Annotated in this window: 23 protein-coding genes and 5 tRNA genes; 16 read left to right on the top strand and 12 right to left on the bottom strand. The window is 53.8% G+C overall.

The genetic code is table 11. The annotated features are described in order from the left end of the window. Window positions 1-29: 29 nt before the first annotated feature. The 14 genes from recA to M1D91_RS18140 all read left to right on the top strand — a co-directional run bounded on the left by recA (window position 30) and on the right by M1D91_RS18140 (window position 10039). A complete protein-coding gene (recA, locus tag M1D91_RS18205) occupies window positions 30-1094 on the top strand; it encodes a recombinase RecA (protein WP_437432622.1) in 1065 nt (354 codons plus the stop codon). Between the two features lie 68 nt (window positions 1095-1162). Beyond that, window positions 1163-1663 carry a recombination regulator RecX gene (gene recX / locus M1D91_RS18200; RefSeq protein WP_437432623.1) on the top strand — a complete coding sequence of 167 codons (501 nt, stop codon included), beginning with the start codon at window positions 1163-1165 and terminating at the stop codon, window positions 1661-1663. Window positions 1664-1791: 128 nt separating this feature from the next. After that, window positions 1792-4419 (top strand): alanine--tRNA ligase, encoded by a 2628-nt coding sequence (alaS, locus tag M1D91_RS18195; protein WP_437432624.1) that lies wholly within the window; start codon window positions 1792-1794, stop codon window positions 4417-4419. A 242-nt stretch (window positions 4420-4661) separates the two neighbouring features. Further along, window positions 4662-4847, top strand: a complete 186-nt coding sequence (gene csrA / locus M1D91_RS18190; RefSeq protein WP_002434672.1) for a carbon storage regulator CsrA — start codon at window positions 4662-4664, stop codon at window positions 4845-4847. A gap of 321 nt (window positions 4848-5168) precedes the next feature. Beyond that, window positions 5169-5261, top strand: a tRNA-Ser gene (locus M1D91_RS18185). A gap of 4 nt (window positions 5262-5265) precedes the next feature. Then, a tRNA-Arg gene (locus M1D91_RS18180) sits at window positions 5266-5342 on the top strand. A gap of 63 nt (window positions 5343-5405) precedes the next feature. Continuing rightward, a tRNA-Arg gene (locus M1D91_RS18175) sits at window positions 5406-5482 on the top strand. A 63-nt stretch (window positions 5483-5545) separates the two neighbouring features. Then, window positions 5546-5622 (top strand) — tRNA-Arg (locus tag M1D91_RS18170). A 62-nt stretch (window positions 5623-5684) separates the two neighbouring features. Further along, window positions 5685-5761, top strand: a tRNA-Arg gene (locus M1D91_RS18165). A gap of 171 nt (window positions 5762-5932) precedes the next feature. Then, window positions 5933-6499, top strand: a complete 567-nt coding sequence (yqaB, locus tag M1D91_RS18160) for a fructose-1-phosphate/6-phosphogluconate phosphatase (RefSeq protein WP_437432625.1) — start codon at window positions 5933-5935, stop codon at window positions 6497-6499. Beyond that, complete coding sequence (locus M1D91_RS18155; RefSeq protein WP_437432626.1) at window positions 6496-6924, top strand: YqaA family protein; 429 nt, start codon at window positions 6496-6498, stop codon at window positions 6922-6924. The genes yqaB and M1D91_RS18155 overlap by 4 nt, the downstream gene beginning before the upstream one ends. 80 nt (window positions 6925-7004) lie before the next feature. Then, entirely contained in the window at window positions 7005-8549 is a 1545-nt protein-coding gene (gene gshA / locus M1D91_RS18150) for a glutamate--cysteine ligase (protein ID WP_437432627.1), read from the top strand. A gap of 151 nt (window positions 8550-8700) precedes the next feature. Next, complete coding sequence (gene luxS / locus M1D91_RS18145) at window positions 8701-9216, top strand: S-ribosylhomocysteine lyase (protein ID WP_437432628.1); 516 nt, start codon at window positions 8701-8703, stop codon at window positions 9214-9216. A 52-nt stretch (window positions 9217-9268) separates the two neighbouring features. Next, a complete protein-coding gene (locus M1D91_RS18140) occupies window positions 9269-10039 on the top strand; it encodes an AraC family transcriptional regulator (protein WP_437432629.1) in 771 nt (256 codons plus the stop codon). Here the strand turns inward: M1D91_RS18140 and leuA are convergent. Then, a complete protein-coding gene (leuA, locus tag M1D91_RS18135; RefSeq protein WP_437432630.1) occupies window positions 10036-11694 on the bottom strand; it encodes a 2-isopropylmalate synthase in 1659 nt (552 codons plus the stop codon). The two genes, M1D91_RS18140 and leuA, sit on opposite strands and share 4 nt — an antisense overlap. Window positions 11695-12120: 426 nt before the next feature. Between leuA and M1D91_RS18130 the strand changes: the two genes are divergently transcribed. Continuing rightward, a complete protein-coding gene (locus M1D91_RS18130; RefSeq protein WP_437432631.1) occupies window positions 12121-12459 on the top strand; it encodes a hypothetical protein in 339 nt (112 codons plus the stop codon). Window positions 12460-12560: 101 nt separating this feature from the next. Continuing rightward, complete coding sequence (locus M1D91_RS18125) at window positions 12561-14147, top strand: FKBP-type peptidyl-prolyl cis-trans isomerase N-terminal domain-containing protein (RefSeq protein WP_437432632.1); 1587 nt, start codon at window positions 12561-12563, stop codon at window positions 14145-14147. Between the two features lie 35 nt (window positions 14148-14182). On the opposite strand, the gene M1D91_RS18120 is transcribed toward M1D91_RS18125, so the two are convergent. From M1D91_RS18120 to proV, 11 genes are all read right to left on the bottom strand, one after another. Next, the gene (locus tag M1D91_RS18120; protein ID WP_437432633.1) at window positions 14183-15298 is read right to left on the bottom strand and encodes an AAA family ATPase; all 1116 of its coding nucleotides are present in this window, start codon (window positions 15296-15298) and stop codon (window positions 14183-14185) included. Next, on the bottom strand, window positions 15295-16002 hold the full coding sequence (locus M1D91_RS18115; protein ID WP_437432634.1) for an RNA ligase family protein: 708 nt from the start codon (window positions 16000-16002) through the stop codon (window positions 15295-15297). Before M1D91_RS18115 ends, M1D91_RS18120 begins: the two co-directional genes overlap by 4 nt. 284 nt (window positions 16003-16286) lie before the next feature. After that, on the bottom strand, window positions 16287-17825 hold the full coding sequence (emrB, locus tag M1D91_RS18110) for a multidrug efflux MFS transporter permease subunit EmrB (protein WP_437432635.1): 1539 nt from the start codon (window positions 17823-17825) through the stop codon (window positions 16287-16289). Between the two features lie 12 nt (window positions 17826-17837). Further along, window positions 17838-19010, bottom strand: a complete 1173-nt coding sequence (gene emrA / locus M1D91_RS18105) for a multidrug efflux MFS transporter periplasmic adaptor subunit EmrA (RefSeq protein WP_437432636.1) — start codon at window positions 19008-19010, stop codon at window positions 17838-17840. A 130-nt stretch (window positions 19011-19140) separates the two neighbouring features. After that, complete coding sequence (gene mprA / locus M1D91_RS18100) at window positions 19141-19671, bottom strand: transcriptional repressor MprA (RefSeq protein ID WP_437432637.1); 531 nt, start codon at window positions 19669-19671, stop codon at window positions 19141-19143. 90 nt (window positions 19672-19761) lie between these two features. Next, window positions 19762-20097 (bottom strand): L-valine transporter subunit YgaH, encoded by a 336-nt coding sequence (gene ygaH, locus M1D91_RS18095; RefSeq protein WP_437432638.1) that lies wholly within the window; start codon window positions 20095-20097, stop codon window positions 19762-19764. Then, on the bottom strand, window positions 20090-20833 hold the full coding sequence (locus M1D91_RS18090) for an AzlC family ABC transporter permease (protein ID WP_437432639.1): 744 nt from the start codon (window positions 20831-20833) through the stop codon (window positions 20090-20092). Before M1D91_RS18090 ends, ygaH begins: the two co-directional genes overlap by 8 nt. Before the next feature lie 121 nt (window positions 20834-20954). Beyond that, on the bottom strand, window positions 20955-22139 hold the full coding sequence (locus M1D91_RS18085; protein WP_437432640.1) for an MFS transporter: 1185 nt from the start codon (window positions 22137-22139) through the stop codon (window positions 20955-20957). A gap of 613 nt (window positions 22140-22752) precedes the next feature. Beyond that, window positions 22753-23748, bottom strand: coding sequence for a glycine betaine/L-proline ABC transporter substrate-binding protein ProX (gene proX / locus M1D91_RS18080; RefSeq protein WP_437433248.1), 996 nt, complete (start codon window positions 23746-23748; stop codon window positions 22753-22755). 68 nt (window positions 23749-23816) lie between these two features. Next, window positions 23817-24884 carry a glycine betaine/L-proline ABC transporter permease ProW gene (gene proW / locus M1D91_RS18075; RefSeq protein ID WP_437433247.1) on the bottom strand — a complete coding sequence of 356 codons (1068 nt, stop codon included), beginning with the start codon at window positions 24882-24884 and terminating at the stop codon, window positions 23817-23819. Further along, the gene (gene proV / locus M1D91_RS18070) at window positions 24877-26079 is read right to left on the bottom strand and encodes a glycine betaine/L-proline ABC transporter ATP-binding protein ProV (protein ID WP_437433246.1); all 1203 of its coding nucleotides are present in this window, start codon (window positions 26077-26079) and stop codon (window positions 24877-24879) included. The genes proW and proV overlap by 8 nt, the downstream gene beginning before the upstream one ends. Between the last annotated feature and the right edge of the window lie 391 nt (window positions 26080-26470).

Below are 26470 nucleotides of genomic sequence, written 5' to 3'. Positions count from 1 at the left end.
GCGCTTCACCTTGCATGACAGGAGTAATAATGGCTATCGACGAAAACAAACAGAAAGCACTTGCGGCAGCGCTGGGTCAGATCGAAAAGCAATTCGGTAAAGGCTCCATCATGCGTCTGGGTGAAGACCGTTCTATGGACGTGGAAACCATCTCCACGGGTTCACTTTCCCTTGACATCGCGCTGGGTGCAGGCGGTCTGCCAATGGGCCGTGTCGTCGAAATTTACGGGCCGGAATCGTCCGGTAAAACTACGCTGACCCTTCAGGTTATCGCTTCCGCGCAGCGTGAAGGGAAAACTTGTGCGTTTATCGATGCAGAGCACGCGCTGGACCCTGTCTATGCACGTAAGCTGGGCGTTGATATTGATAACCTGCTCTGTTCTCAGCCGGATACCGGTGAGCAGGCGCTGGAAATCTGTGACGCGCTGGCACGCTCAGGCGCAGTTGACGTTATCGTCGTCGACTCCGTGGCGGCGCTGACGCCGAAAGCGGAAATCGAAGGTGAAATCGGTGACTCTCACATGGGCCTTGCGGCACGTATGATGAGCCAGGCGATGCGTAAGCTGGCGGGTAACCTGAAGCAGTCCAACACGCTGCTGATCTTCATCAACCAGATCCGTATGAAAATTGGCGTAATGTTCGGTAACCCGGAAACCACCACCGGTGGTAATGCGCTGAAGTTCTACGCGTCTGTTCGTCTCGACATCCGCCGCATTGGTGCGGTGAAAGAGGGCGATAACGTCGTGGGGAGTGAAACCCGCGTTAAAGTGGTGAAGAACAAAATCGCAGCGCCGTTCAAACAGGCTGAATTCCAGATCCTTTACGGTGAAGGTATTAACTTCTACGGTGAGCTGGTTGATCTCGGCGTGAAAGAGAAGCTGATTGAGAAAGCCGGTGCCTGGTACAGCTATAACGGCGATAAAATCGGTCAGGGTAAAGCGAACGCGACTAACTGGCTGAAAGAGAACCCGGCAACGGCAAAAGAAATCGAGAAGAAAGTACGTGAGATCCTGCTCAGCAATCCGAGCGATAAACCGGACTTTTCTGTCGACGATAACGGTGACGACGTCGAAGAAACCAACGAAGATTTCTGATAATCTGAATGACAATCAAGGGCTGCTGATGCAGCCCTTTTTGCTTTTAACGTCCCGGGGATTTAGCTATGTCTGAAAACGCACCCCGTCGCTCCGATTATGCCCGTGTGCTCGATCGCGCCTTGCGCATCCTGGCAATGCGCGACCATAGTGAAGCGGAGCTGCGGCGAAAACTTACGGCGCCGGTAGTCAGTAAGAATGGCCTGGAAAAAGTAGATGTAAGCCAGGAAGATATCGACAAGGTTGTCGAGTGGTGCAGCGAAAACCGCTATCTCGACGATGAACGTTTTGCCCGGCAGTTTATTGCCAGCCGGAGCCGCAAAGGATATGGCCCTGCCCGCATCCGCCAGGAGCTGGGGCAGAAGGGGCTGTCACGGGACATCGGAGAAAGCGCGATGCGCGACTGCGATATCGACTGGAGCGAACGGGCCCGGGAGCAGGCGCTGCGCAAATTTGGTGAGCCTTTACCGACCGAGTTTGCCAGCAAAGTAAAAGTGCAACGCTTTTTACTCTACCGCGGCTATTTACTGGAAGATATTCAGGAAATCTGGCGAAATTTTGCCGATTGAGCGCATACGGGATTTTACTTCGTAGTAAAGAAAACTTATCTTATTCCCACTTTTCCAGTAGCGGGTTGCTGTCTGACAAAAGGCAGTGGCCCGGTACGACATTTCGCTAGCTTGATTCCAGGATAATTATGAGCAAGAGCACCGCTGAGATCCGTCAGGCGTTTCTCGACTTTTTCCATAGCAAGGGCCACCAGGTAGTTGCCAGCAGCTCCCTTGTGCCGAATAACGACCCTACTTTACTGTTTACCAACGCCGGGATGAACCAGTTCAAGGATGTTTTCCTTGGCCTCGATAAGCGTAATTATTCCCGCGCGACTACAGCACAGCGTTGCGTCCGTGCGGGCGGTAAACATAATGACCTGGAAAACGTCGGTTACACTGCGCGCCACCATACTTTCTTCGAAATGCTGGGTAACTTCAGCTTCGGCGACTATTTCAAACATGATGCCATTCAGTACGCGTGGGAGCTGTTAACTGGTGAAAACTGGTTCAATCTGCCAAAAGAGCGTCTGTGGGTTACCGTGTACGAAACCGATGATGAAGCCTACGACATCTGGGAAAAAGAGGTCGGTATTCCTCGCGAGCGTATTATCCGCATCGGCGACAACAAAGGTGCGCCGTACGCCTCTGATAACTTCTGGCAGATGGGTGACACGGGTCCGTGCGGGCCATGTACTGAGATCTTTTTTGACCACGGCGACCATATCTGGGGTGGCCCTCCGGGAAGCCCGGAAGAAGACGGCGATCGCTACATTGAGATCTGGAACATCGTTTTCATGCAGTTCAATCGCCAGGCGGACGGTACTATGGAACCGCTGCCGAAGCCATCTGTTGATACCGGAATGGGCCTTGAGCGAATTGCTGCCGTGCTACAGCACGTGAACTCTAACTACGAAATCGATCTCTTCAGCAAACTGATTAAATCCGTTGCCGAGGTGACTGGCGCAACCGACCTTGGTAACAAGTCCCTGCGCGTCATTGCTGACCATATCCGCTCTTGTGCCTTCCTGATCGCCGATGGCGTGATTCCTTCCAACGAAAACCGTGGCTACGTGCTGCGCCGCATTATCCGTCGTGCTATTCGTCACGGGAATATGCTGGGCGCGAAAGACACGTTCTTCTTCAAACTGGTAGGACCGCTGCTGGAAGTGATGGGCTCGGCAGGCGAAGAGCTCAAGCGTCAGCAGGCGCAGGTTGAACAGGTTCTGAAAACCGAAGAAGAGCAGTTTGCGCGTACGCTGGAGCGTGGTCTGGCTCTGCTGGACGAGGAGCTGTCGAAGCTGAAAGGCGACACTCTGGACGGCGAAACCGCATTCCGCCTGTACGATACCTATGGCTTCCCGGTCGATTTGACCGCCGACGTGTGCCGTGAGCGCAATATCAAAGTGGACGAAGCGGGCTTTGAAGCCGCGATGGAAGAGCAGCGTCGTCGTGCGCGTGAGTCCAGCGGTTTTGGTGCCGACTACAACACAATGATCCGCGTTGAGGGCAGCTCAGAATTTAAAGGTTACGATCATCTGGAACTGAACGGGAAAGTCACGGCACTGTTTGTGGACGGTAAAGCTGTTGACGTCGTGAGCGCGGGTCAGGATGCGGTTGTCGTCCTGAATGAGACCCCGTTCTATGCTGAATCTGGCGGTCAGGTTGGCGATAAGGGTGAACTGAAAGGGAATGGTTTTGCCTTTACCGTCAGTGATACCCAGAAATATGGCCAGGCGATTGGTCATATCGGCAGCGTTGCTACCGGCTCGCTGAAAGTTGGCGACGGTGTGAAAGCGGAAGTTGACGAAGCACGTCGTCTGCGCATTCGCCTGAACCACTCCGCCACTCACCTGATGCATGCCGCACTGCGTGATGTGCTCGGTACGCATGTAGCGCAGAAAGGCTCACTGGTAAATGACAAAGCGCTGCGCTTTGACTTCTCCCATTTTGAAGCCATGAAACCGTCAGAGATCCGTGCGGTAGAAGATATGGTCAATGCGCAAATTCGCCGCAATCTGCCCATCGAAACCAACATCATGGATATTGATGCCGCGAAGGCGTCCGGTGCGATGGCGCTGTTTGGTGAGAAATACGATGAACGCGTGCGTGTACTGCGCATGGGCGATTTCTCTACCGAATTATGTGGGGGCACGCATGCCTCGCGTACCGGTGATATCGGCCTGTTCCGCATTGTGTCTGAATCAGGTACCGCAGCGGGTGTACGCCGTATTGAAGCTGTAACGGGCGAGGGTGCTATCGCCGCGCTGCATGCACAGAGCGATCAGCTGCAGGATATCGCGCAACTGCTGAAAGGCGACAGCGCGAACCTGGGCGATAAAGTACGTTCGGCGCTCGAACGTTCGCGTCAGCTTGAAAAAGAGCTGCAACAGTTAAAAGAACAACAGGCTGCTCAGGAAAGCGCAAGCTTGTCTGGCAAGGCTGAAGAGATCAACGGCGTCAAATTGCTTGTCAGCGAACTGACGGGCGTTGAGCCGAAGATGCTGCGCACGATGGTCGACGACCTGAAGAACCAGTTAGGTTCTGCGGTTATCGTCCTGGCTACGGTAGCAGAGGGTAAGGTTTCTCTGATTGCGGGTGTGTCTAAGGATGTGACCGACCGCGTGAAAGCAGGGGAACTGGTTGGAATGATCGCCCAGCAAGTGGGTGGTAAAGGTGGTGGACGTCCTGACATGGCGCAAGCCGGTGGCACTGACGTTGCAGCCCTTCCGGCTGCTCTTGCCAGCGTGAAAAGCTGGGTAGACGCGAAGCTGTAATAATTACAAAGCGAATGCAGTCGCCATAGCCTTGCGGTTATGGCGTTCTTGCCACTACGCTATTGAAAACGATAAAGTCAGGTTGAAGTTGTGTATATCGGCTAAACTTACATCTAACAGAATGTAATGCCGTGACTGCTTACACTTTACGTGTTTGTCATCGCTTACTTTTTGGCGTTATATGATGGAGAATGCCGGGATACAGAGAGACCCGACTCTTTTAATCTTTCAAGGAGCAAAGAATGCTGATTCTGACTCGTCGAGTTGGTGAGACCCTCATGATTGGGGATGAGGTCACGGTGACTGTTTTAGGGGTTAAGGGTAACCAGGTACGCATTGGCGTTAATGCCCCTAAAGAGGTGTCTGTGCACCGTGAAGAGATCTACCAGCGTATCCAGGCTGAAAAATCGCAACAATCCAGTTTTTGATTTTACCGCGTCTCGCCGCCCGGCGAGACGCAACACTCTGCCAGTACTTCCTTTGCTTGATGCTATTTTGCTTGCTCTCCTCGCTGAATCTTCTGCTTTACGACACTTTTCTTTGCCTCTTATGAACTGACCTCATCGCTTAAAATGTGCTGATAAAACATCCTTTTTGCGCTTTTAACCGACGAATTGTCTGCGAAGTGTGCAAACGATTCAGGTGCAGGAAAAATTGTTTGACTTATAAGTCCCAGAAAGTAATATGTGCGCCACGCAGCGACGATGAGCAGAAACAAGTTCTTCGAAGCACTCGTAAGAGGCGCGTGTGGTGAGGTGGCCGAGAGGCTGAAGGCGCTCCCCTGCTAAGGGAGTATGCGGTCAAAAGCTGCATCCGGGGTTCGAATCCCCGCCTCACCGCCATTTTGCATCCGTAGCTCAGCTGGATAGAGTACTCGGCTACGAACCGAGCGGTCGGAGGTTCGAATCCTCCCGGATGCACCATCTTTTATCTGCTGTTGTTTTAGTAATGACATCAGGTATCAGCAGTAAAGCAGTAATCCCGATGCATCCGTAGCTCAGCTGGATAGAGTACTCGGCTACGAACCGAGCGGTCGGAGGTTCGAATCCTCCCGGATGCACCATCTTTTATCTGCTGTTGTTTTAGTAATAACATCAGGTATCAGCAGTAAAGCAGTAATCCCGATGCATCCGTAGCTCAGCTGGATAGAGTACTCGGCTACGAACCGAGCGGTCGGAGGTTCGAATCCTCCCGGATGCACCATCTTTAATCTGATGTGGCGTAGTAATAACATCAGGTATCAGCAGTAAAGCAGTAATCCCAATGCATCCGTAGCTCAGCTGGATAGAGTACTCGGCTACGAACCGAGCGGTCGGAGGTTCGAATCCTCCCGGATGCACCATCTCCCCGGTTGCACTTTTTTCCCACCCCCCCCATTCATTCTTTCATGCACCTGCCTTGCAGTGAGCAACATGTTTTCTCAAAGCATCCCTGCTTCATCATTTCGTTAACAGCGACAAAAATCCTTGTTTACGATAAAGTAACGTTCCGTTATCCGGTTTGTGAGAACACGATGTACCAACGTTATGATGGCCTGATTTTCGATATGGATGGCACCATCCTGGATACCGAACCGACGCACCGTAAAGCCTGGCATGAAGTTCTGGGCCATTATGGTCTGCGTTACGATTTACAGGCGATGGTGGCATTAAACGGCTCGCCCACATGGCGTATTGCGCAATCTGTTATTGAATTCAATCATGCCGATCTCGATCCTTACGCCCTCGCGCGTGAAAAAACCGATGCGGTCAAAGCGATGCTGCTCGACACCGTACGCCCTTTGCCGCTGATAGAGGTTGTGAAGGAGTGGCATGGCCGTCGTCCGCTGGGCGTAGGAACCGGTAGTGAAACGGCGATTGCAGAAGCGCTGCTGGCGCACCTGGGTCTGCGTCACTATTTCGACACCGTCGTTGCCGCAGACGATGTAAAAAATCACAAACCTGCCCCGGACACCTTTTTGCTGTGCGCTGAACGTATGGGTGTCGCCCCTGACCGTTGTGTTGTCTTTGAAGATGCGGACTTTGGACTGCAGGCTGCGCGTGCAGCGGGTATGGACGCGGTGGATGTACGCTTATTGTGAGTGAGCTGTTGTCACTCTTGTCATTGTTCGCCAGTAGTTTCCTCAGCGCCACGTTATTACCTGGCAACTCTGAGGTCGTCCTGGTGGCAATGCTGCTATCTGGAATCAGTCAGCCCTGGCTACTTGTGTTAATAGCAACAATGGGTAATAGCCTTGGAGGGCTGACAAACGTTATTCTTGGGCGTTTCTTTCCATTGCGTGAAAAATCACGCTGGCAGGAAAAAGCAACAGGTTGGCTAAGACGCTATGGTGCAGCCACACTGTTACTGAGCTGGATGCCTGTTTTAGGCGATTTGCTGTGCCTGCTGGCGGGGTGGATGCGCCTCTCCTGGGGGCCAGTAGTACTTTTTTTATGCCTTGGAAAGGCGATACGCTATGTGCTTCTGGCCATCGTAACGCTACAGGGTATGACGTGGTGGCACTAATTGGACTGAGTGAGTGACCTTTAATCGTCAACCATTACAATTATGCTTAATAAAATGATTATTACAGGCGGGAGGTCAATTTGATCCCGGACGTATCGCAGGCATTGTCCTGGCTGGAAAAAAATCCTCAGGCTCTGAAGGGGATTCAACGTGGTCTTGAGCGTGAGACGCTTCGCGTCAATGCGGATGGCACCCTTGCAACAACCGGTCATCCATCCGCGCTGGGTTCCGCGTTGACCCATAAATGGATCACTACCGACTTTGCGGAAGCATTGTTGGAATTTATCACGCCTGTTGATGGTGATATCAGGCATATGCTGACCATCATGCGCGATGTTCACCGTTATACCGCGCGTGAAATTGGCGACGAGCGTATGTGGCCGCTCAGCATGCCGTGCTACATCGAGAACGGCCAGAATATTGAACTGGCACAATATGGCAGCTCGAACATTGGTCGCCTGAAAACACTGTACCGTGAGGGGCTGAAAAACCGTTACGGTGCGTTAATGCAGACCATTTCAGGGGTACATTATAACTTTTCGCTGCCCCTGGCATTCTGGCAGGCGAAATGCGGTGACACCGACAAAGATTCCGTATCGGCAGGCTACTTCCGTCTTATTCGTAACTACTACCGTTTTGGTTGGGTAATCCCGTACCTCTTCGGTGCATCTCCGGCAATCTGCCCCTCTTTCCTGCAGGGCAAGCCGACGACCCTGCCATTCGAGAAAACGCCAGGCGGGATGTACTATCTGCCTTACGCCACCTCATTGCGTTTGAGCGATCTTGGCTATACCAATAAATCGCAAAGTAATCTTGGCATCACCTTTAATAATCTGGATGACTACGTGGCGGCGCTTAAGCGTGCCATTAAAACCCCTTCCGGGGAGTACGCGAAGCTCGGTCTGGAGAAAGACGGCAAATATCTGCAAATCAACACCAACATCCTGCAGATTGAAAACGAACTTTACGCCCCGATTCGTCCAAAACGCGTAACCCGTAGTGGTGAAACGCCTTCTGAAGCGTTGCAGCGCGGCGGGATTGAATACATCGAAGTACGCTCACTGGATATCAACCCGTTCACGCCAATTGGCGTGGATGAGCAACAGGTTCGCTTCCTGGATCTCTTCATGGTCTGGTGTGTACTGGCCGATGCGCCTGAGATGAGCAGTGATGAATTACTCTGCACCCGTAAAAACTGGAACCGCGTGATCCTGGAAGGACGCAAACCAGGTCTGACACTGGGGATAGGGTGTGAAGCCGATCAGTTCCCGCTTCAGCAGGTCGGTAAAGATCTGTTTAGCGATCTGAAACGGGTTGCGCAGATCCTTGATGGACTTGACGGTGATCATCACTACGAGAATGTTTGTGATGCGCTGGTGGCAAGCTTTGACGATCCGGAACTGACATTCTCGGCGCGTATTCTGCGTTCTATGATTGATCAAGGTATCGGCGGTACGGGCAAAGCCCTGGCGGATGAATATCGTTCGATGCTGCGTGAAGAGCCGCTGGAGATTTTGCGCGAGGACGATTTCCGCAACGAGTGTGAAGCATCCTGGTCCCGACAGAAAGAGGTTGAGGCAGCGGATACGGAGCCATTCGAGGCACTGCTGGCAAGACACGCCTGACAGAAAAGAAAAAGGCCACATTACTGTGGCCAAAATATTCATCTCTAAATCAGGGATGATGATAACAAATGCGCGTCTTTCATAGATTCAGACTCGCATGCGTTCAAAGAGTTCATTTTATTTTTAAAAAAATCACTGTGGAGGTGACTAAATGCCATTGTTGGATAGCTTCACTGTCGATCATACCCGTATGGAAGCGCCTGCTGTTCGTGTTGCTAAGACCATGAACACGCCGCATGGCGACGCCATCACCGTATTCGATCTGCGTTTTTGTGTGCCTAATAAAGAAGTGATGCCTGAGAAAGGGATCCATACGCTGGAGCATCTGTTTGCTGGTTTTATGCGCGATCATCTCAACGGGAACGGCGTGGAGATTATCGACATCTCGCCAATGGGATGCCGCACCGGCTTCTACATGAGCCTGATCGGTACGCCTGATGAAGTGCGCGTGGCTGAGGCGTGGAAAGCGGCAATGGCCGACGTACTGAAAGTGAAAGAGCAGAACCAGATCCCTGAGCTGAACGTTTACCAGTGCGGCACCTACCATATGCACTCACTGACTGAAGCGCAGGAGATTGCCCGTCATATTCTCGATCGCGACGTGCGCGTGAACAGCAATGACGAGCTGGCGCTGCCAAAAGAAAAACTGCAGGAACTGCACATCTAGTGCACCTTTTCCCTCTCCTGCGGGAGAGGGAAGGTTCGGGTTATTCACACCGATGACGACAACCGTTTCATTCAGCTTCCGGCACCGACCCTTCGTCCCTTATGCCCGCGATTATGTGCACGGTGAAAGTGAACCCTGGCATTATCATGACTGCGCACAGCTGCTGCACATTCTCACCGGCGTCGTGCGGGTAGAGACTGCCGCTGGCTGCTGGGTGGTGCCTCCGGGGCGCGGTGTCTGGTTACCGGCCGGCACGCAGCATGCCATTCGCATTACCGGCAACGTCGCAGCCCGAACGCTGTTTATTGACCCTCTCGCCAGGGCAGATCTCCCCGCCTCCTGCCAGATTGTGCAAATCACCCCACTGCTTCGCGAACTGATCGTGGCCGCTTTTTCTCTGGAAGAAGCTTATCGCCCCGGTAGCCGCGATGAGCGAATTTATGAGTTGGTACTGGATGAGATTCGCGGCATGCAGGCGTTACCCTTCTGGTTACCTGAACCGCAAAGCGACACGCTGAGAAAGCTCTGTCAGCAGATTCGCGATGCGATAGTACAGCCCTGGAGCGCGCCCGCCGCGGCGAGCCTTATAGGCACCAGCGAAAAGACGCTTAACCGCCATTTCCAGCAGCAAACGGGATTGACGTTCAGCGAGTGGGTACGCCGGGCGAAATTGATGGAAGCGCTGGTACGGCTGGCGCTCGGTCATTCCGTACTGCGCGTGGCGCTCGATCTCGGCTATGGCAGCCACAGCGCCTTTTCCGCAATGTTTCGCCGGGTGATGGGCATATCACCCAGCGAGTACTTTCGCTCACCTGAAAATTAACGTCCGCCGTTTAGGGCGTTAAGCAGCGCCTGTAACGACGCGCGTGCGACATCATTATCGATGCCCACTCCCCAGTGCCCGGTGCCATCGGGAAAGAGACAGTGAATATAAGCAACGGAGCGGCTATCGCTACGCTCACCGAGCGTATGTTCATGATAATCCTTAATGCTGAACGATTTTTTCAGCACCTGGCTCAGGGCTCCGGCGGCGGCCGAAAGCAACCCATTCCCCTGACCTTCCAGTCTTCGCTCCACGCCATCAAAACTGACCGTGGCCTGCAACAGCAGCTGCCCGTCCTCCTGGCTTTCGCTTTTATAATTTACCAGCGCAATCGGCGGCTGTGCCATTAACCCATAGCGCTCCCGAAAGCGTTGCCACACGGCGTTTTGCGTCATCTCTTTGCCGTGAGCATCGGCCTCCTGCTGGACAAACTGGCTGAAGTCCTGTTGCAGCGCGCGGGGCAGCTTCAGGCCGTGGTTTTGTTCGATGAGCCATGCGCTGCCGCTTTTCCCGGACTGACTGTTAACGCGGATCACCGCTTCATAGCTACAACCGATATCCTGCGGGTCTACGGGCAGGTAAGGCATCTCCCAGCGATCGTCCGCGTTACGGGCATCAAACCCTTTTTTGATGGCGTCCTGATGGGAGCCGGAAAAGGCGGTATAGGCGAGGCGTCCAGCCCAGGGGTGGCGTGGGTGAACGGGAAGCTGATTACATCGTTCTACCCCTTCTACGATCTGCTGCATATTGCTGAAATCCAGCGCAGGGGAGACGCCCTGGCTGTAGAGATTCATTGCCAGGGTCACCAGACAAACGTTCCCGGTACGCTCTCCATTACCAAACAGGCACCCTTCGACGCGATCCGCTCCTGCCAGCAGGGCCAGTTCTGCGCTGGCGACACCGGTGCCACGGTCGTTATGCGGATGGACGCTGATACTGACCTGCCTGCGCCGGGTAAAGTGACGGCAAAAATACTCAATCTGATCGGCATACACATTGGGTGTGTTGACTTCCACCGTGGCGGGCAGGTTGACGATCATCGGTCGTGAAGAGGAAGGCTGCCAGACATCCGCCACGGCCTCACAAATTTCCAGCGCAAATTCTGGTTCAGTAAAGCAGAACGTTTCTGGTGAATATTCATACTGCCAGCGCGTCTCTGGCCGGGCCTCGCAGCACTCGCGAATCAAACGCGTGGAGCGAACGGCAAGGGCAATCACATCGGCTTTTTCCATCCCAAACACCAGCCTGCGAAACAGCGGTGCGGTGGCGTTATACAGATGGATGGTGGCGCTATGTGCCCCCTTGAGCGACTCGAAGGTCCGGTGAATCAAATCTTCTCTGGCCTGGGTTAACACCTGAATCGTGACATCCCGAGGAATGCGATCTTCTTCAATTAACTGACGAACAAAATTGAAATCCGTCTGGGAGGCGGAGGGAAAAGCGACTTCAATCTCTTTAAATCCGCAGCCGAGCAGCAGATCCCAGAACGTCAGTTTTCGCTCGCTGTCCATCGGTTCCGCCAGAGCCTGATTACCGTCGCGAAGATCGGTCGAGAGCCAGCGCGGTGCCTGGGTCAGTTGCCTGTCGGGCCAACGGCGATCGGGTAATGAAATAGGTGGATGAGGTTGATATTTTTGTGCGGGATTCTGCAGCATGTGGCGCTCCTGTTGTCTTTGTTTCATCGTGCAATGAATAACAACACGCTGCTTTAGCAAAACTGACAGAAGCTATAGCGTTTTGGACAATTTCGCTGGCAATAAGCCCTCAGGCTGCAGCTTATCTCGCGCTGTCAGTGGGGTATTACGTGAGAACCTAATAAGCATTTTTATAAACCCATTGGCGAAAGGAATATTATTTTGGGGTTACTTTTTTTAATTCAATAATAGCATTGTGCTCTGCGACGTAGAGAGGGGGGATTTATTAGCGGTTGGTTGTTATTTTTATGGTCTCATGGTAGTTTTTGATTTTCTAAATTTCATTTGAAACCCTTGCGGAATCAACGTATTCATTTTTTGAATAATTTAAAAAATGCAATGCAATAATTTGAGGTAATTATGCGGTCATTTCACTATGGATTGTGTTTGATTATGTTCGCTTGTGTACTGGCAGGATGCACGAAACCCAAACCGGCCAGTACAACGTTGGCGCAGCAGGAGAAGCAAAAGGAGTTGCAGTGTTATCAGATGTTTACCGCCCTCAAAACCCTCGACCATGCCACCTTCAGGCGTTACCAGCAACAGTTCAGCATCATTAACAGCAATTATGAGGTCTACAAAAAGAATCAGGCATTTATCAAGGGTGACGCGGCTGAAATTATCAGTATGGAACTGAATAATAAAGTAGATCTGGTTTGTGCTCGCGTGCGTAGTGCAGTCTTCACGAGCATGGCAACTCGCGCAAATGAACTGAATAAATTATGAAAAAATTATTATCTGTTATCGTAATATTATTATGGTCAACATTTCCGGGCCTCATTCATGCTGAGGCGCAATTATTAATTGATCGTCTTAAACACGAGGGGATGTTAATACCGGAACCGACAACGCTGTTTAACCAGCCTGAGGCGACTGCGCAAAATAACCCTCCACCTTCTCCTGTGATCGCGCCAGAAAAAGCCCCTGCGACTGAAAGCTCAACTTGTAAAATCAAACCCGCTTCAGTCAAGGATACGCCAGTCTCATCTGGTCATGCGCTCACCGAACTTAAGCGGCAACTCAGCAAAACCCGGAACCAGCTCAACGCGCTCAACAAAAAGTACCAGGCGCTGCTGGCTTCTCCGCCACAGGCGCTCTCTGAGGAGGCGACATCGTTCAGGGATGAAAATAAACAATTACATCAGCAGCTTCTGGCTGCGGAAAAACAGATTGCAGATAGTCGTCGCCGTGATGACAAAGAGATAGACACCCTCAACCGCCAGGTCGAAGAGCTGAAAGCCAGGGTCGCGAGCACTTCCGCAACGTTAGCCCGACATCAGGCAGACAGATCGGTCTGTGAGCAGCAACAGGCGACCCTTGCCGAACGTGATAACACCCTCGTTCAGCTGACGGCAAAACTGGCGGAAGCAGAAAAAGGGAAGGAGGAATGGGCCGACAGGCTCAGGGCTTTGCAGGAAAAAGCTACCGCGCAGGAGGCCAGAAATCGTGCACTTGAGCAGCAGAACGAGGAGGCGGCGCGGGCACACGCGACGCTGAGCCAGCGTTTAAAAGAGGCGCAGGGCGAAGTGACGGCGCTCAGGCAGCAGCAGGTGGCGCGTACCGACCACAGTAAAGCCACTCAAGCGCTTGAAACAGAACTTGCCAGAACTGCCCAGGCACGCGATGACGCCATGAAAGACAGCGAAGAAAAGCGCCAGAAAATCGCTGAACTGGAAAAGACGGTGATGCAGGCGCGCAATGAAAATTCAGAGATGGCGAAGCGGCTGACAACGCTGGACGCCGAAATCAAAGCCTCAGCGGAACGCGATAAAGCGAACGCGCCGTCGTTCTCGATGAAGAAAAAACCTTCCGAAAACGCACAGACAAACTATGCCCTGGGTATCTATTACGCCACCCAGGTACGCAGTGAAATAAAGGTGCTTGAGGAGGCGGGGTATCAGTATAGGGTCAACGCGCTTGTGCAGGGGATTGAGGACGAGTTACAAAACAGACCACAGCTCTCGCAAGCAGACATTCACACTCTTTTGGCCAGGCTCGACAGCAAAGTGGCTGAAAAACACAGCCGCGAGAGCACCAGTAACCAGCAGCAAAGCGAAAGGTTCGTTGCTCAGGCTGAGAAAGCAAAAGGTGCCGAGAAAGTCGCAAACGGTGTGGTCTATCAGGTACTGAGGAAAGGGAGCGGGCCATTGCTTGCTGCGGATGATGTGATTCACTTTACGCTGAATGAGAAACTCAGCACCGGAAAAGTAATGGCGAAAGGTGAGCGGCGAACCGGGCAGGTCAGCAGGTTGCCCGATCTCATGCAGCAGGGCATAAGACGTTTAGGCGTTGGCGGGAAGGTGAAAATTACCGTTCCCTGGCAACTGGCCTATGGTGAAAAAGGAATACCTGGCACGGTTCCTCCCGGAGTGGCCTCGGAACTGACTCTGGAAGTGACGGGAAAAACGAAGTAGCGAAAAAGCGCCTCTTAAGAAGAGGCGCTTTGAGTTTATGCATCTGTAACCCGATACTCCACGCAATGCGCCTCGTCGGGTTGAGGTACCTCAAGTTTGCCCGCCATACGCATAATGACCTCTTCAGGTACGGCATGCTGACGGTTGGCATTCTGCGCTTTCCACTGCGACCAGGGGACCTCCAGATAGACAATTTTTACCCGCGCGCCGTAGGCGGTAAACAGGCTAATGAGCTGAGTTCGCAGCTGTCGGCTGATGTTTGTGGCATTCCACACGAAGGGGGTTTTCTGCCGTAACAAAACCCGGGCCTCCTCTTTCGCTAGCTGAACGACCTGCCCGGTTGCCGTGCGATCGCCAGGATCCACGCTCAGCCGTCGGCGGATATCATCCAGGCTGACGACAGCCATGCCCTGACAGTGCGCCTGGATGTAGCTGTCTTTGCCCATACCCGGTAGCGCGCTAAGGAGCGTCACCTCAAAGGAGTCCGTCTCCCAGGGAACAAAGTCGGCCGGACTGTTCTCATGGGTCAGGTAGTACCAGCGCGCGGCGTCGGAGGCAAACATACGAGCTTGCCCCCAGCACTGATTCTCCTCGCAAAAGAGTTCGAATAAGGCGATGCGGTCGAGCATCTCCTGCTTATCCTGGCATTCACGTCCCTCCATGTCAGCGCGCGCAAGCAGTGCCAGCAGGCGGGTGTCAATGCGCATGGCAGCGCTTAACAGCAAGCGCTCCGGCGCAGGACGTTCCAGCAACCAGAGCGGAAGGCCATGCAGACGGACCAGCGCCACAATCTGCTCACGCAGCGCGAAAGGGGCAGGGATGTCGCGCCACAGTATCTGTCGCGCGGTCAGTTCTCCTTTTCGCGCATGCCCAGGCGAGTGGATACGCCCCGCTTCATCCTGATAAGTGGTGCTGCGCTTTTCCACATCGTGCAGCAGCGCCGCCGCCCACATTATCTCCTGCTGCTGGAGGGGAAGCCGCTGATAGTCAGGCATACTCGTTAACGCACTGATCACCATTCCGGTATGGATGCCCACATCCCCTTCCGCATGATGGTAAGGGTCCTGCGGTACCTGATGCATCTCCTCCACGAAGCTAAAACGTTGACGTAATGTGGGCCAGCGTTTGTCGTCGCTCAGTTGCCAGATCATGGTGTCTCTCCTGCGGAAAATTCATATGCCATGCGGGCGCGCCGCCAGTTGCGCTTCCAGTGCTCGGAGGTTTTAACATGATTTTTGCGCACGAACTTAAAGACGTTGTGGCCAAAATCATCCACCGGGAATGGTTCACTGTTGCGACTGACCACCCCTTCCAGCGTGCAGGGCATGCCGGTCTGGGTGTCCCAGGGATCGAATGCCCCCCTGCCGGTTGTCAGCGCCAGAAACTCACGCTGCCAGCGTTTCTCATCCATGCCAGGCTGCGGTCCCTGCATCTCAGGCACGCAGGGGAAATCAAAGAGCGCGGCATAAAATTTGACCTCTTCCCAGCCGAGCCACATGTCCTGGCAGCGCACGGCGAACAGGTAAAAGTCCTGCTCAAGCGCGTGATACTCAATGGAGTGGACCGCATAGAGGTTTTCACCAAAAAGTTCGAGGTCACCGAGATCGTTTTTCAGCAATTCCCAGCGCTGGCGAATTTTATGTGTCCACGCGGACTGGGTTGGGGCGGCGTGAGAACGCGCAAAAACGCCGTAGCGGTTAAGGCAGTTATTTTCGCCGTCCAGCTTTTCGGTATGTATCAGCGACGACAATGCCTGAATGTCACGCCAGTAGTCGGCGTTGATGCGGTCATCGCTGGTGGTTCCGGGGGAGAATGGATAGTGCCAGGTTCTCCCGTATTTTCGTTGCGAATTCATGATAATCCATCATTTGTTGTGTAATTATTGTTCGCCCGCGCGGCGTGCGAATGCCAGATTGAGTAGGTTAAAAGTGGTGGAATATGAATCACCCGCACAGGGGTGGATGACGTCAGAGGGATAAACAACCTGAGCGCGATGCTCAGAACCAGTCAGGGTGAATGGAAGATTTCGGGGCGGGCGTAAAGATACACCGCTTGTGATGATAAAACAACCACCTGCGGGAAAAGGCAAAAAGAAAGGGATCCCAGGATCCCTTATCAATGTCGTGTATTGCCGATTGCTTAGTGGGCGCCACCGCCTCCGCCGCCCGCGCCGAACGGCGGTCTGGCAAACCATACCAGCCCCAGCAGAAGCAGAAACACACCTGCCGACACCCAAAATATCTCATTGGCAGAGATAATCAGCCCCTGATTGGTTATCTGTTGGGCTATCCATCCTGAGGCCTGCTGCTGCGACATCCCCATCCCTTGCAGTTGGTTATATACCTCCTGCGAATTCGGGTTGTAGGGGTTAACCGATTCGGTCAGTTGCGCATGGTGCAACGACTCACGGTTTGTCCACAGCGTGGTGGTAATCGACGTACCAATAGAGCCTGCCAGGGTTCGGGCAAAGTTTGACAGGCTTGATGCCGCCGCCAGTCGCTCCGGCGGCAGGCCGGAAAGGGTAATGGTGGTGAGTGGCATAAAGAAGCAGGCCACGGCAAAGCCCTGGATAAACTGCGGCCAGGCTGATGCGCCAAAATCCATTCCGGGTTCGAACGTGTAGGCACGCCAGTAGAAACAGACGGCATACATAATAAAGCTGAAGGTGACCAGACGGCGCATGTCCAGCTTATGAGCAAAGCGGCCAATGATCGGTGACAGCAGTACCGGTATCACCCCGACCGGCGCCGACGCCAGCCCTGCCCAGGTGGCCGTATAGCCATAAACCTCCTGCAACAGCTGCGGTAACAGCACAATCGCGCCGAAGTAGAGCATATAGGCAAGACTGATACACAAACAGCCGATGGTGAAGTTTCGCGACCGGAACAGCGACAAATCCACGATCGGGTTATCATCGGTCAGCTCCCAGACAATCAGGAAACTTATCGATACCACCGCCACGATGGTGAGGATGATTATCTCTTTCGAGTTAAACCAGTCGAGCTCTTTCCCCTGGTCCAGCATCACCTGCAGACTACCGATCCCGAGCACCAGCAGCGCAAGGCCTACGCCATCAATACGCCGTTGTTCGGTACGGGTTTCCCGCCCACGCAGGGACTGTAACGTCAATGCCACCACCAGGATGCCAATGGGGACGTTGATGAAGAAGATCCAGCCCCAGTGGTAGTTATCGCTGATGTAACCACCCAGAATCGGGCCACAGATTGGTGCCACGATCACGGTCATCGACCAGAGCGCGAGGGCAATGGAGCGTTTTGCGGGAGGGTAGTTACTCAGCAACAGGCTTTGTGACAGAGGAATTAACGGCCCGGCCACAATCCCCTGAATGACACGGAAGAAGATCAGCATGTTCAGGCTGTTCGACACGCCGCACGCCCAGGAGGCAATGGCAAAGGCGACCGTCGACCAGAGGAACAGTTTGACCTCACCGACCCGCTTCGCCAGCCAGCCGGTAATCGGGATCGAGATGGCGTTTGCCACCCCGAACGAGGTAATAACCCAGGTTCCCTGGCTCAGGGATGAGCCAAGGTTGCCGGCAATAGTGGGGATAGCCACGTTGGCGATGGTGGAATCCAGCACCTGCATGAAGGTCGCCAGGGAAAGCGCAATGGTCATAATGACCAGTTGCGCGCCTTCGAGCGGTTTTCTCTGTTGCATTTGCACCTCAGATTAACCCGCGTTGGCTTTCACGATCTCTTCGATCAGCGTGTTAACCGGCTCCAGATTCAGCTCACGCGCATTACTTTCGTAAGCCGGGCGGGTGCGTACCTGACTTGCCAGCACCTGACCGTCACGGTTAGTGGTGTCCACCGTTACCAGAGAGGAGAGACCGATACGCAGCGGATGTTCGCTCAACTGCTTTTCATCAAGTTCAATACGTACCGGCAGACGCTGTACCACTTTGATCCAGTTGCCCGTTGCGTTTTGAGCGGGTAACAGCGAGAAGGCGCTGCCGGTACCCATATCCAGGCCCACGACTTTACCGGTGTACTTCACGTCATCGCCGTAGATATCGCTGACAACGGTTGCGGTCTGCCCAATACGCATATGGGCCAGCTGCGTCTCTTTAAAGTTAGCATCGACCCATAAACCGGTGGCCGGGACTACGGCCATCAGGGCAGTGGTCGGGCTGATCTGGGCACCAGGCTGAACGGCACGACGAGAGACATAGCCCGTGATGGGGCTGACGATTTTGGTGCGTTGCAGGGCAAGCCAGGCGTTACGCACTTCGGCTGCCGCCTGTTTCACCGCAGGCTGATCTTCCAGTCGGGTATCCATAATCATCGCCTGGTTGGCGTTGTATTGCTGGATGGCGACGTCAAGTTGCGCCTGAGCGCTGGTAACCGCATCGCGGGCGTGCTGGAGCTCTTCGCGACCAATCAGGTTAGCGCTGCCCAGCGGAACACGGCGGTTAAGGTCAGTTTGCGCCTGTGCAAGGGCGGTTCTTTGCAGCTCAATACTGGCCTGCAGCTGCTTACCGTTAATCATCAGCTGGCGGGTTTGACGCACGCTTGAGGCGAGCGCCGTCTGCGCTTTTTCAAACGCCTGTTGGGCATCGGTGGCATCCAGAGTCACCAGAACATCCCCCTGCTTTACATAGTCGGTATTGTCGGCCCAGACTTTCGTCACGCTACCGGATACCTGCGCCATGATCTGCACCTGGTTACCTGCCACGTAGGCATCATCGGTCTCTTCAAAATGACGCACCACCAAAAACCAATAAATTCCATATGCCACGGCAATAACAATAAAGAGCAAGGTCAACAGCAGAAGGGCACCTTTACGTTTACCTTTCTTCTTGACCGGTTGCTGCGGGGCTTGAGTCTCCGCATTTGCGCTCATGTTTTTCTCCACGATCTTATTTTTTTCTTATCGGCTCAGGCCGACCTCTTTAGTCAGAAAGGCCAGCAGTATGACGTGCCGGCCTGTCAGCATTCTTCTTATTAATCTGGATGGTCGGGCAGCTTCAGCCTTAGCGCAGCGCCTCTAAAATGACACCGTCTTCATCCATTTGATCAAGGCGTGTAAGAAGCTTACGGGTGATGTTCTCGAGTTGGCCCTTCTCTTCATTGCTTAAGGAGGACCAGAGTTGGTGCAGGCAGTGATGCTGGGGAGGCAGTACCTGACGCAAGAATTCATGGCCTTTGTCCGTCAACTGCAGGTGCAGACAGCGGCGGTCGTTGTTGCTTTCACGGCGTTCAATCCAGCCGCGTTTTTCCAGTTCGTCGGCGATACGGGTCGCATTGGTGCGGGAAGAACCCAGCGCGCTGCTCAGTTCAGAAGGCTGGATGCTGTGGTTTTCCTGCGACTCTAAGGTGATCAACGCCATAAACAGTGTTTCGTTAATCCCTTGAGCTTTCAGCATCTTATTGCGGTTTTCCAGCAGTTTTCCCTGCATGTGCATACACAGGCGAGTCAGCAGAATTTCCTGGAAAGGAAAATCCTCATAACGGCTGGCGCGGAATTTAAGCATTTGTTCAATGGGTGTAAACGAACTATCCATTTGGGCATAACCTCATTAATTGCAGTCGATATAGTAACGACAGTGACAAATAAAGTAAATGTATTATTTGGTCGAATACATTTGCTTTAGTTATGGGACTGTCAGCAGTTTCCAGGCGATTCCGTACGCGAGGGCGCCGAGTAAAGTCGGAATGATGATGCTTCGCGTCTTCCAGAAACTCAGTCCCAGAACAGCGAAGCCAGTCAGGGTTGGCAGCAGTCTGCGACCATCATGGATAACATCCGGTGCGGTTGAGACCACCAGTAATGCGCAGATAGAGGCGATGCCGATGGTGTCAAGCAACACCCCGGTGACGCCGCGTTTGCCCGGGCGGGGCTGCCCGGAATACAAGCGTAACGGCAAATAGCGAAACAGATAGTTAACGCAGCCGACCAGCAGTCCGAGAAGGAGAACATCGTTACGCATCGGGGGCTCCCTGATAAAACGCCTGCACCAGTGCAGTCAGACAACCGCAGACGATGCCCGCGAGAATGGCCACCGGAATGGAAAACAGGGTGACGCCCGCCAGCGCGCCGAGCAGGGAGGCGGTGACGCACAGGCTTTGCGTGCGCTGAAAGGAGGCCAGCAGGAAACTCATAAACAGGGCCGGAAGCATAAATCCTAACGCGGCTTCAACCGCCGGATAGCCCGCAAGCAGCCCATTACCCGAAAAGGCACCGAGAAAAGTGCCTGCCACCCAGGAGAGCCAGGCACTTAGCGCAATGCCCGCCATCCAGGCTTCACTCCAGCGGCGGTTGTCGCGCACCAGTTTAGCCGTGGCGGCAGCAAAAACTTCATCAGTAAGACCAAAAGCCCAGAGCGCGGTTCTGGATTTTTTTAATGGCTGTTGAATGCGGCTGCGCAGAGAGGGACCATACAAAACATGGCGGACGTCCATCGCCATCACCGTGAGGGCGGCAATCCAGAGTGAGCTGCCTGCCGCAAGCATGGCGGTTATGACAAACTGGCTGGCGCCGGCGTAGATAATGCAGGAAAAAAAGAGGCTTTCAAGGGGGGAGAAACCCAGTCTGGTCGCATTCAGGCCGAATGCAAAGGCAACGGGAACGTAACTGAGTACGATGGGCAGGCTGTCTTTGAACCCTTCGAGAAAGGTGGCGGAAGAGAGAGGAGTGGACTCCGTACTCGTGGCTGAACTATCCATAGTCTGTGTTAAATATCACCCACGTTAAAATCACCGGGATAAATAGTGCATTAACCTTAACAGACTACGGGGCGCCTTAACACCCCGCTTTTTTGGTGATCGCAGCCATCGCGGCGCGATTTTATTCTGCGTCTGACTGGCGATGGTAGCCTCGCCACCAGACCAGCAGGTTCAGGGCAGCGAAACAGCCGCCGGCGATACTTACCCCTGTCCAGCCTGCCTGTTGCCATGCAGAAGCAGAAATTAACGATCCCGCTGCGCCACCAATGAAGTAGCTGGTCATATAACCGGCGGTAAGCCGGTTACGTGCATCCGGTTTAATACGATAAATTACCGTCTGATTAGTGATATGCACGCCCTGTACGGTCAAATCCAGAACCAGAATCCCGACGATAAGCGCCAGCACCGAACTTTGCCCGAGGCCGATGACCAGCCAGGACAAAAACAGCAGGGCGAGAGAGACAGTGGTAGTGAGATGGGCTTTCCCTTTGTCAGCCAGACCACCAAAGGGACGCGCGCCGAGCGCACCCGCCGCCCCAACCAGCCCGAACAGGCCAATAACGCCCTCTGAGAAATTGAACGGCGGTGCAGCGAGCAGGAAGGCCATTGAGGTCCAGAGAATGCTGAAGTTGGCGAAGGAGAGGCAGCCCAGTAACGCACGGGTTCGCAACAGCTTTTCTTTTGCAAACAGGGTAAAAATGGACTTCAGAAGCTGCGGATAATTCAGGTGGTTATCCTGTTTGACTCTGGGCAGCCCACGCCACAGGGCGATAGCCATCATTACCATCAGCACGCTGGCGACCCAGTAGACCGTTCGCCAGCCCCCTAAACCTGCCAGCAGGCCGGCGACAGTTCGGGCCAGCAAAATGCCGAGCAGCAGGCCGCTCATGATGGTGCCGATGACTTTACCCCGTTTTGCCGGCGTCGCCAGCGTAGCAGCCAGCGGCACGAGGATCTGTGCCACCACCGAAAATAGCCCCGTCAGCGCGGTGCCCAGAATCATCATCCCCAGCGTGGTGCTGCTCGCCGTAATCAACATGCCACCCGCCGCCAGCAGCGTCATGGTGACAATCAGCCGCCTGCGCTCAAACATATCCCCCAGCGGCACCAGAAAGAGCAAACCAGCGGCATAGCCAAGCTGCGCGGCAGTGACAATAAATCCTGCCTGATTAGGTGAGAGTGAAAAGGCGCGGGCAATCGCGTCAAGCAGCGGTTGCGCGTAATAATTATTGGCAACGGAGAGCCCCGTGGCGATGGACATGAGCGCAATCAGCGCCGGGCTAAGCCCTTGATCTGTTTTTGTCATTTTTCTTTGAATGATTCGTTAGCTGATTATTTTGTAGAAACCAATAATAACGAATGAGGGGAAAAATGTGAGCGCGATCGCGTGTCGGTTAGTGCGGTCAGGCAGGCGTGCGGTCTGATGGCCTCACCCTCAAGGGCTGATGAATTCCCGGTAATATGACCTTTTACAGCGATACCACGGCGAAATGAGAACAAAACAGTCACCGCGATGACTGGGTCCGGCTGAAAATCGATGAGGCGTTGACGGCTGACCGGGGCCGCCCGCAGGGAAGCGGGCGGAGGGGATAGCCTGCAGGGAGGCAGGCTGGTCCCCGACCCGATAGTCAGACGACATAAGCATCATGGACCGCGAAGCGGCGATTTTCCTTGCCGGGAGCCCGGGTCGCCAGGGTGGTGGCGGTGAACCACCCTGGCACGTTCACGGGTTCTGGCGTGACAGAAAAGCAGGGAACATGAGGTGAACGGAATGACCACAAGAGCCGCATGTTCCCCTCACCCTGGCCCTCTCCCCGGTGGGGCGAGGGGACCGATCGTGCTCGCAAATTTTTGTGGGGCTCCCTCTCCCATAGGAAGAGGGAGAAAACTGAGGGGAAGGGCGACTAAAAAGCTAACCCTTACTTCTGCGCCGCCAGCGCTTCTTTCACCCAGCCATCAAACTGCTGCTGGTGGGCTTTGATCCAGCCATCAACGTGACCCTGCACATCCGCTTCAGAAGATTTGCCCGCGTGCATCATAGCGTTCTGCGCATTGATGTCTGCCAGCGGCAGTTTCATCACGGAGAACAGTTTTGCCGCCGCCGGGTTTTTCTCGGCCCAGGCTTTGTTGGCCACAATGTGCATGGTGTTAACCGGGAAGCCATAGTTCATGCCGTTCGGCAGCTTAGTGTCAATATCCTTCTGCTCGCCTGGCAGGGAGGAGAACGGAACCTGCAACCAGACGACATCTTTACCGGGTTTCATCACATCGCTCACCCAGTATGGCGTCCAGGTGTAATAGATAATCGGTTTACCCTCTTTAAAGCGGGTGATGGTGTCGGCCATCATCGCCGAGTAGTTACCGTGGCTGACGGTTACGGTTTTCTCCAGATCGAAGGCTTTATTCTGATGATTAATGACGGCTTCACAGCCCCAGCCTGGTGAGCAGCCCATCATGTCTGCCTTGCCGTCGCCGTTGGTGTCGAAGATTTTGGCGATTTTCGGATCTTTTAGCTGTTCAATATTGGTGATGTGGTACTGGTCTGCGGTTTTTTTGTCGATGAGGTAGCCCTGCGCAGCGCCGGTCACATAGGTGCCTTCACGGTAGAATTTTTTATCCCCCCCAGCAGCCGCATACATGTCGTCGTGCAGAGGTTTCCAGTTTACGGCAGTGAAGGTCACGTCGCCGGCGGCCATTGAGGTATAACCGACGTTGTAATCTACTTCGCTGGGTTTGTTAACGGTATAGCCGAGCTTTTCCAGCGCACGGCTGACCAGCAGCGTCTGGAAAGCTTCTTCAGAAATGGTGCTCTGGAAAGGCTGAACGGTAATGCCTTTTCCTGGCAGGTCGGCAGCAAGAGCGCTGGTGGAGACAAGGGTGGTAAACGCTGTGGCAAGAAGTATGGTATGTCGCATCGTTGTTCCTTTTTATGTGGTGGGATAAGACGTTGCTGGCCCGACCGGCTGGCCGGGCAGCGACATCGTTACTTCGTGAACGGGCGGGTAATTAACCCAAGCGGGCCGGTGCTGTACCAGCGGCGATTACCCCTGCTGCGGGCATCGCGACCCATCGCCTGTGTCAGGCGGTCGAGGATGATGGCAAGGATAACGATCCCCACGCCACCGACGGTTGCCAGCCCCATATCGAGACGGCCAATACCGCGAAGTACCATCTGGCCAAGCCCACCGACGGCGATCATTGATGCGATCACTACCATGGAGAGGGCAAGCATTAGCGTCTGGTTGATCCCCGCCATAATGGTGGGCATGGCCAGTGGTAACTGTACTTTAAACAGCATCTGGCGCGGGCTGGCACCAAATGAACGTGACGCTTCAATCAAATCTTCCGGCACCTGATTAATACCCAGAATGGTCAGACGAACCACCGGCGGCAGGGCGAAGATAATGGTTACCACCACGCCAGGTACGTTGCCGATACCAAACAGCATGACGATGGGCACCAGGTAGACAAAGGCAGGCGTTGTCTGCATGGCATCCAGCAACGGGCGAATAATTTTCGCCGCGCGCTGGCTGCGCGCCAGCCATATGCCGAGCGGTAGCCCGATAATGATGCAGAACAATAGGGCGGTCAGTACCAGGGCCAGAGTCACCATTGCCTGCGACCAGGCACCAATCGCGCCAATCGCAATCAGGGAGACAAGCGTTGCCACCCCCATTCCTGCGCTGCCGATCTGCCAGGCAATCAGCGCGAAAAGAGTGATGGCAACCGGGGCAGGCATGCCCAGCAGCAGTTGCTGAAAACCGCTCAGGATGTAATCCACCGGCACACGAATGCCCTGGAACACCGGACGGAAGTGGGTCACGACCCAATCAATCCCTTCGGTGACCCAGCTATCAAGTGGGATCAGCGTCTTATGAAACGGATCCATGATGTTGAAGTGCTCCGGCGCCGGGGCCGGGGCGCTGTTCAGCCAGTCTGCGCTGCTACCGTCAGTCGGTGCCGGGGCTGCTGAAGAACCCCATGCGTCTGCCGATTGTGCTGCGTTCTCTGTTGCGGGTGCGCTCTCCCACGGGTTGTTTTGATCAGCCATTGTTTGCCCCCTCACGATCTAATGCCTGGAGCAGCATCCGTTTGGAGATGATGCCCACGTATTGCTGCTCTTCACCCACGACCGGTACCGCGCAGGGTGCCTGGCCTACATGAGAGAGCAACTCGCTGAGCGGCGTTTCGGCATCCACCGCAAGCGGGGTGTCAATTAACGCCGCATCGATACCCAGATTCTGGCCAAGCGCCGTTTTCAGGGAGTCGATGGAGACAATGCCAACAAATTTATTACCGCGTTCAATGACATAACCATATTCACGGTCTTCATCCTGCAACAGTTTCAGGGCGGAACGAGGGCCAAAACCCGGCGTGCGGCGAATAAGGCCAACCGGGGTACGGCGGGCAATATCTTTTGCACTGAATACCTGACTGATATCCACACCACGGAAGAAGGTGCGCACATAATCATTCGCCGGATTATTCAAAATTTCATCCGGCGTACCGACCTGCACCACTTCACCGTTTTGCATAATGGCAATCCGGTCGCCAATACGCATCGCTTCATCCAGGTCATGTGAAATAAAGACCACAGTACGCTGATGTCGCGATTGTAATTTAACCAACTCATCCTGCATCTCGGTACGAATTAATGGGTCGAGCGCAGAGAAGGCTTCATCCATTAATAAGATATCCGGGTTGATGGCTAATGCGCGGGCCAGACCTACACGCTGACGCATACCGCCAGAGAGTTCATCAGGATAAGCATGGGCATAATTTTCAAGCCCTACCTGACGCAATGCATCAAGTGCTTTTTCCTGACGTTCACTGGCGCTGGCACCCGCTAATTCCATGCCGAACGCAGTGTTATTTAGCACTGTCATATGCGGCATTAGCGCGAATGACTGGAAGACCATCGCAATCTTTTTCCTGCGCACCTCACGGAGTTCAGCATCTGATATTTTGGCGATATCGACGCCATCAATCAGCACCTGCCCGCGGGTGGGTTCAATCAGGCGATTGAGAAGGCGTACCATTGTGGACTTACCCGAACCGGATAATCCCATGATGACAAATATCTCGCCTTCTTCAATGGCCAGACTGGCGTCTTTAACGCCAAGCGATAGCCCCGTTTTTTCCAGAATTTGTTCTTTCGAAAGTCCTTTTTCGATATATTTGAAAGCTCTCTGCGGATGCTCGCCAAATATCTTATAGAGATTCTTAACTTCTAATTTAATTGCCATGCAATAAAACGTTTCCTGTTATTTATTTATGTCGATATGTTACCTGATGCGAATAATTGACCGCGTATACCCTAGCATACTGAGATTCTGTGACAACCCTTCAATCCTCTCTTGATGGAATTTGGCAATGCAAAAATGGTGAGAATTTCCCATGAGATAAGGGCTGAGCGGTAGTTGAATTAATGTGAGATTTTTCGTATTTGAAGGTGGAATTCTGGGGTAAGAGTGGTGATTGAAGGGAAATATGACGAAAGAATGACACATGAAATATTGCAGAATATTTGTAAGGCGTGCACGAGAATTATATTGCGCAATGTGCGGATATTTCCCCTCACCCTGGCCCTCTCCCCACTGGAGAGAGGGGATCGGATCGACGCGGGTTAAATAAGCC

Source organism: Enterobacter sp. SA197 (assembly GCF_054131575.1).
The sequence above is the reverse complement of the archived record's forward strand: the minus strand, read 5'-3'. Positions and strand labels throughout refer to the sequence as shown.

What these genes read in the sequence shown, in the direction of transcription:
- recX (WP_437432623.1), top strand. Translation starts at nt 1,163, where the DNA reads ATGTCTGAAAACGCACCCCGTCGCTCCGATTATGCCCGTGTGCTCGAT.
- alaS (WP_437432624.1), top strand. Translation starts at nt 1,792, where the DNA reads ATGAGCAAGAGCACCGCTGAGATCCGTCAGGCGTTTCTCGACTTTTTC.
- yqaB (WP_437432625.1), top strand. Translation starts at nt 5,933, where the DNA reads ATGTACCAACGTTATGATGGCCTGATTTTCGATATGGATGGCACCATC.
- emrA (WP_437432636.1), bottom strand. Translation starts at nt 19,010, where the DNA reads ATGAGCGCAAATGCGGAGACTCAAGCCCCGCAGCAACCGGTCAAGAAG.
- M1D91_RS18140 (WP_437432629.1), top strand. Translation starts at nt 9,269, where the DNA reads ATGACGACAACCGTTTCATTCAGCTTCCGGCACCGACCCTTCGTCCCT.
- luxS (WP_437432628.1), top strand. Translation starts at nt 8,701, where the DNA reads ATGCCATTGTTGGATAGCTTCACTGTCGATCATACCCGTATGGAAGCG.
- M1D91_RS18120 (WP_437432633.1), bottom strand. Translation starts at nt 15,298, where the DNA reads ATGATCTGGCAACTGAGCGACGACAAACGCTGGCCCACATTACGTCAA.
- csrA (WP_002434672.1), top strand. Translation starts at nt 4,662, where the DNA reads ATGCTGATTCTGACTCGTCGAGTTGGTGAGACCCTCATGATTGGGGAT.
- leuA (WP_437432630.1), bottom strand. Translation starts at nt 11,694, where the DNA reads ATGCTGCAGAATCCCGCACAAAAATATCAACCTCATCCACCTATTTCA.
- recA (WP_437432622.1), top strand. Translation starts at nt 30, where the DNA reads ATGGCTATCGACGAAAACAAACAGAAAGCACTTGCGGCAGCGCTGGGT.
- emrB (WP_437432635.1), bottom strand. Translation starts at nt 17,825, where the DNA reads ATGCAACAGAGAAAACCGCTCGAAGGCGCGCAACTGGTCATTATGACC.
- proW (WP_437433247.1), bottom strand. Translation starts at nt 24,884, where the DNA reads ATGGCTGATCAAAACAACCCGTGGGAGAGCGCACCCGCAACAGAGAAC.
- ygaH (WP_437432638.1), bottom strand. Translation starts at nt 20,097, where the DNA reads ATGCGTAACGATGTTCTCCTTCTCGGACTGCTGGTCGGCTGCGTTAAC.
- proX (WP_437433248.1), bottom strand. Translation starts at nt 23,748, where the DNA reads ATGCGACATACCATACTTCTTGCCACAGCGTTTACCACCCTTGTCTCC.
- M1D91_RS18085 (WP_437432640.1), bottom strand. Translation starts at nt 22,139, where the DNA reads ATGACAAAAACAGATCAAGGGCTTAGCCCGGCGCTGATTGCGCTCATG.
- M1D91_RS18125 (WP_437432632.1), top strand. Translation starts at nt 12,561, where the DNA reads ATGTTAATACCGGAACCGACAACGCTGTTTAACCAGCCTGAGGCGACT.
- M1D91_RS18090 (WP_437432639.1), bottom strand. Translation starts at nt 20,833, where the DNA reads ATGGATAGTTCAGCCACGAGTACGGAGTCCACTCCTCTCTCTTCCGCC.
- mprA (WP_437432637.1), bottom strand. Translation starts at nt 19,671, where the DNA reads ATGGATAGTTCGTTTACACCCATTGAACAAATGCTTAAATTCCGCGCC.
- M1D91_RS18115 (WP_437432634.1), bottom strand. Translation starts at nt 16,002, where the DNA reads ATGAATTCGCAACGAAAATACGGGAGAACCTGGCACTATCCATTCTCC.
- proV (WP_437433246.1), bottom strand. Translation starts at nt 26,079, where the DNA reads ATGGCAATTAAATTAGAAGTTAAGAATCTCTATAAGATATTTGGCGAG.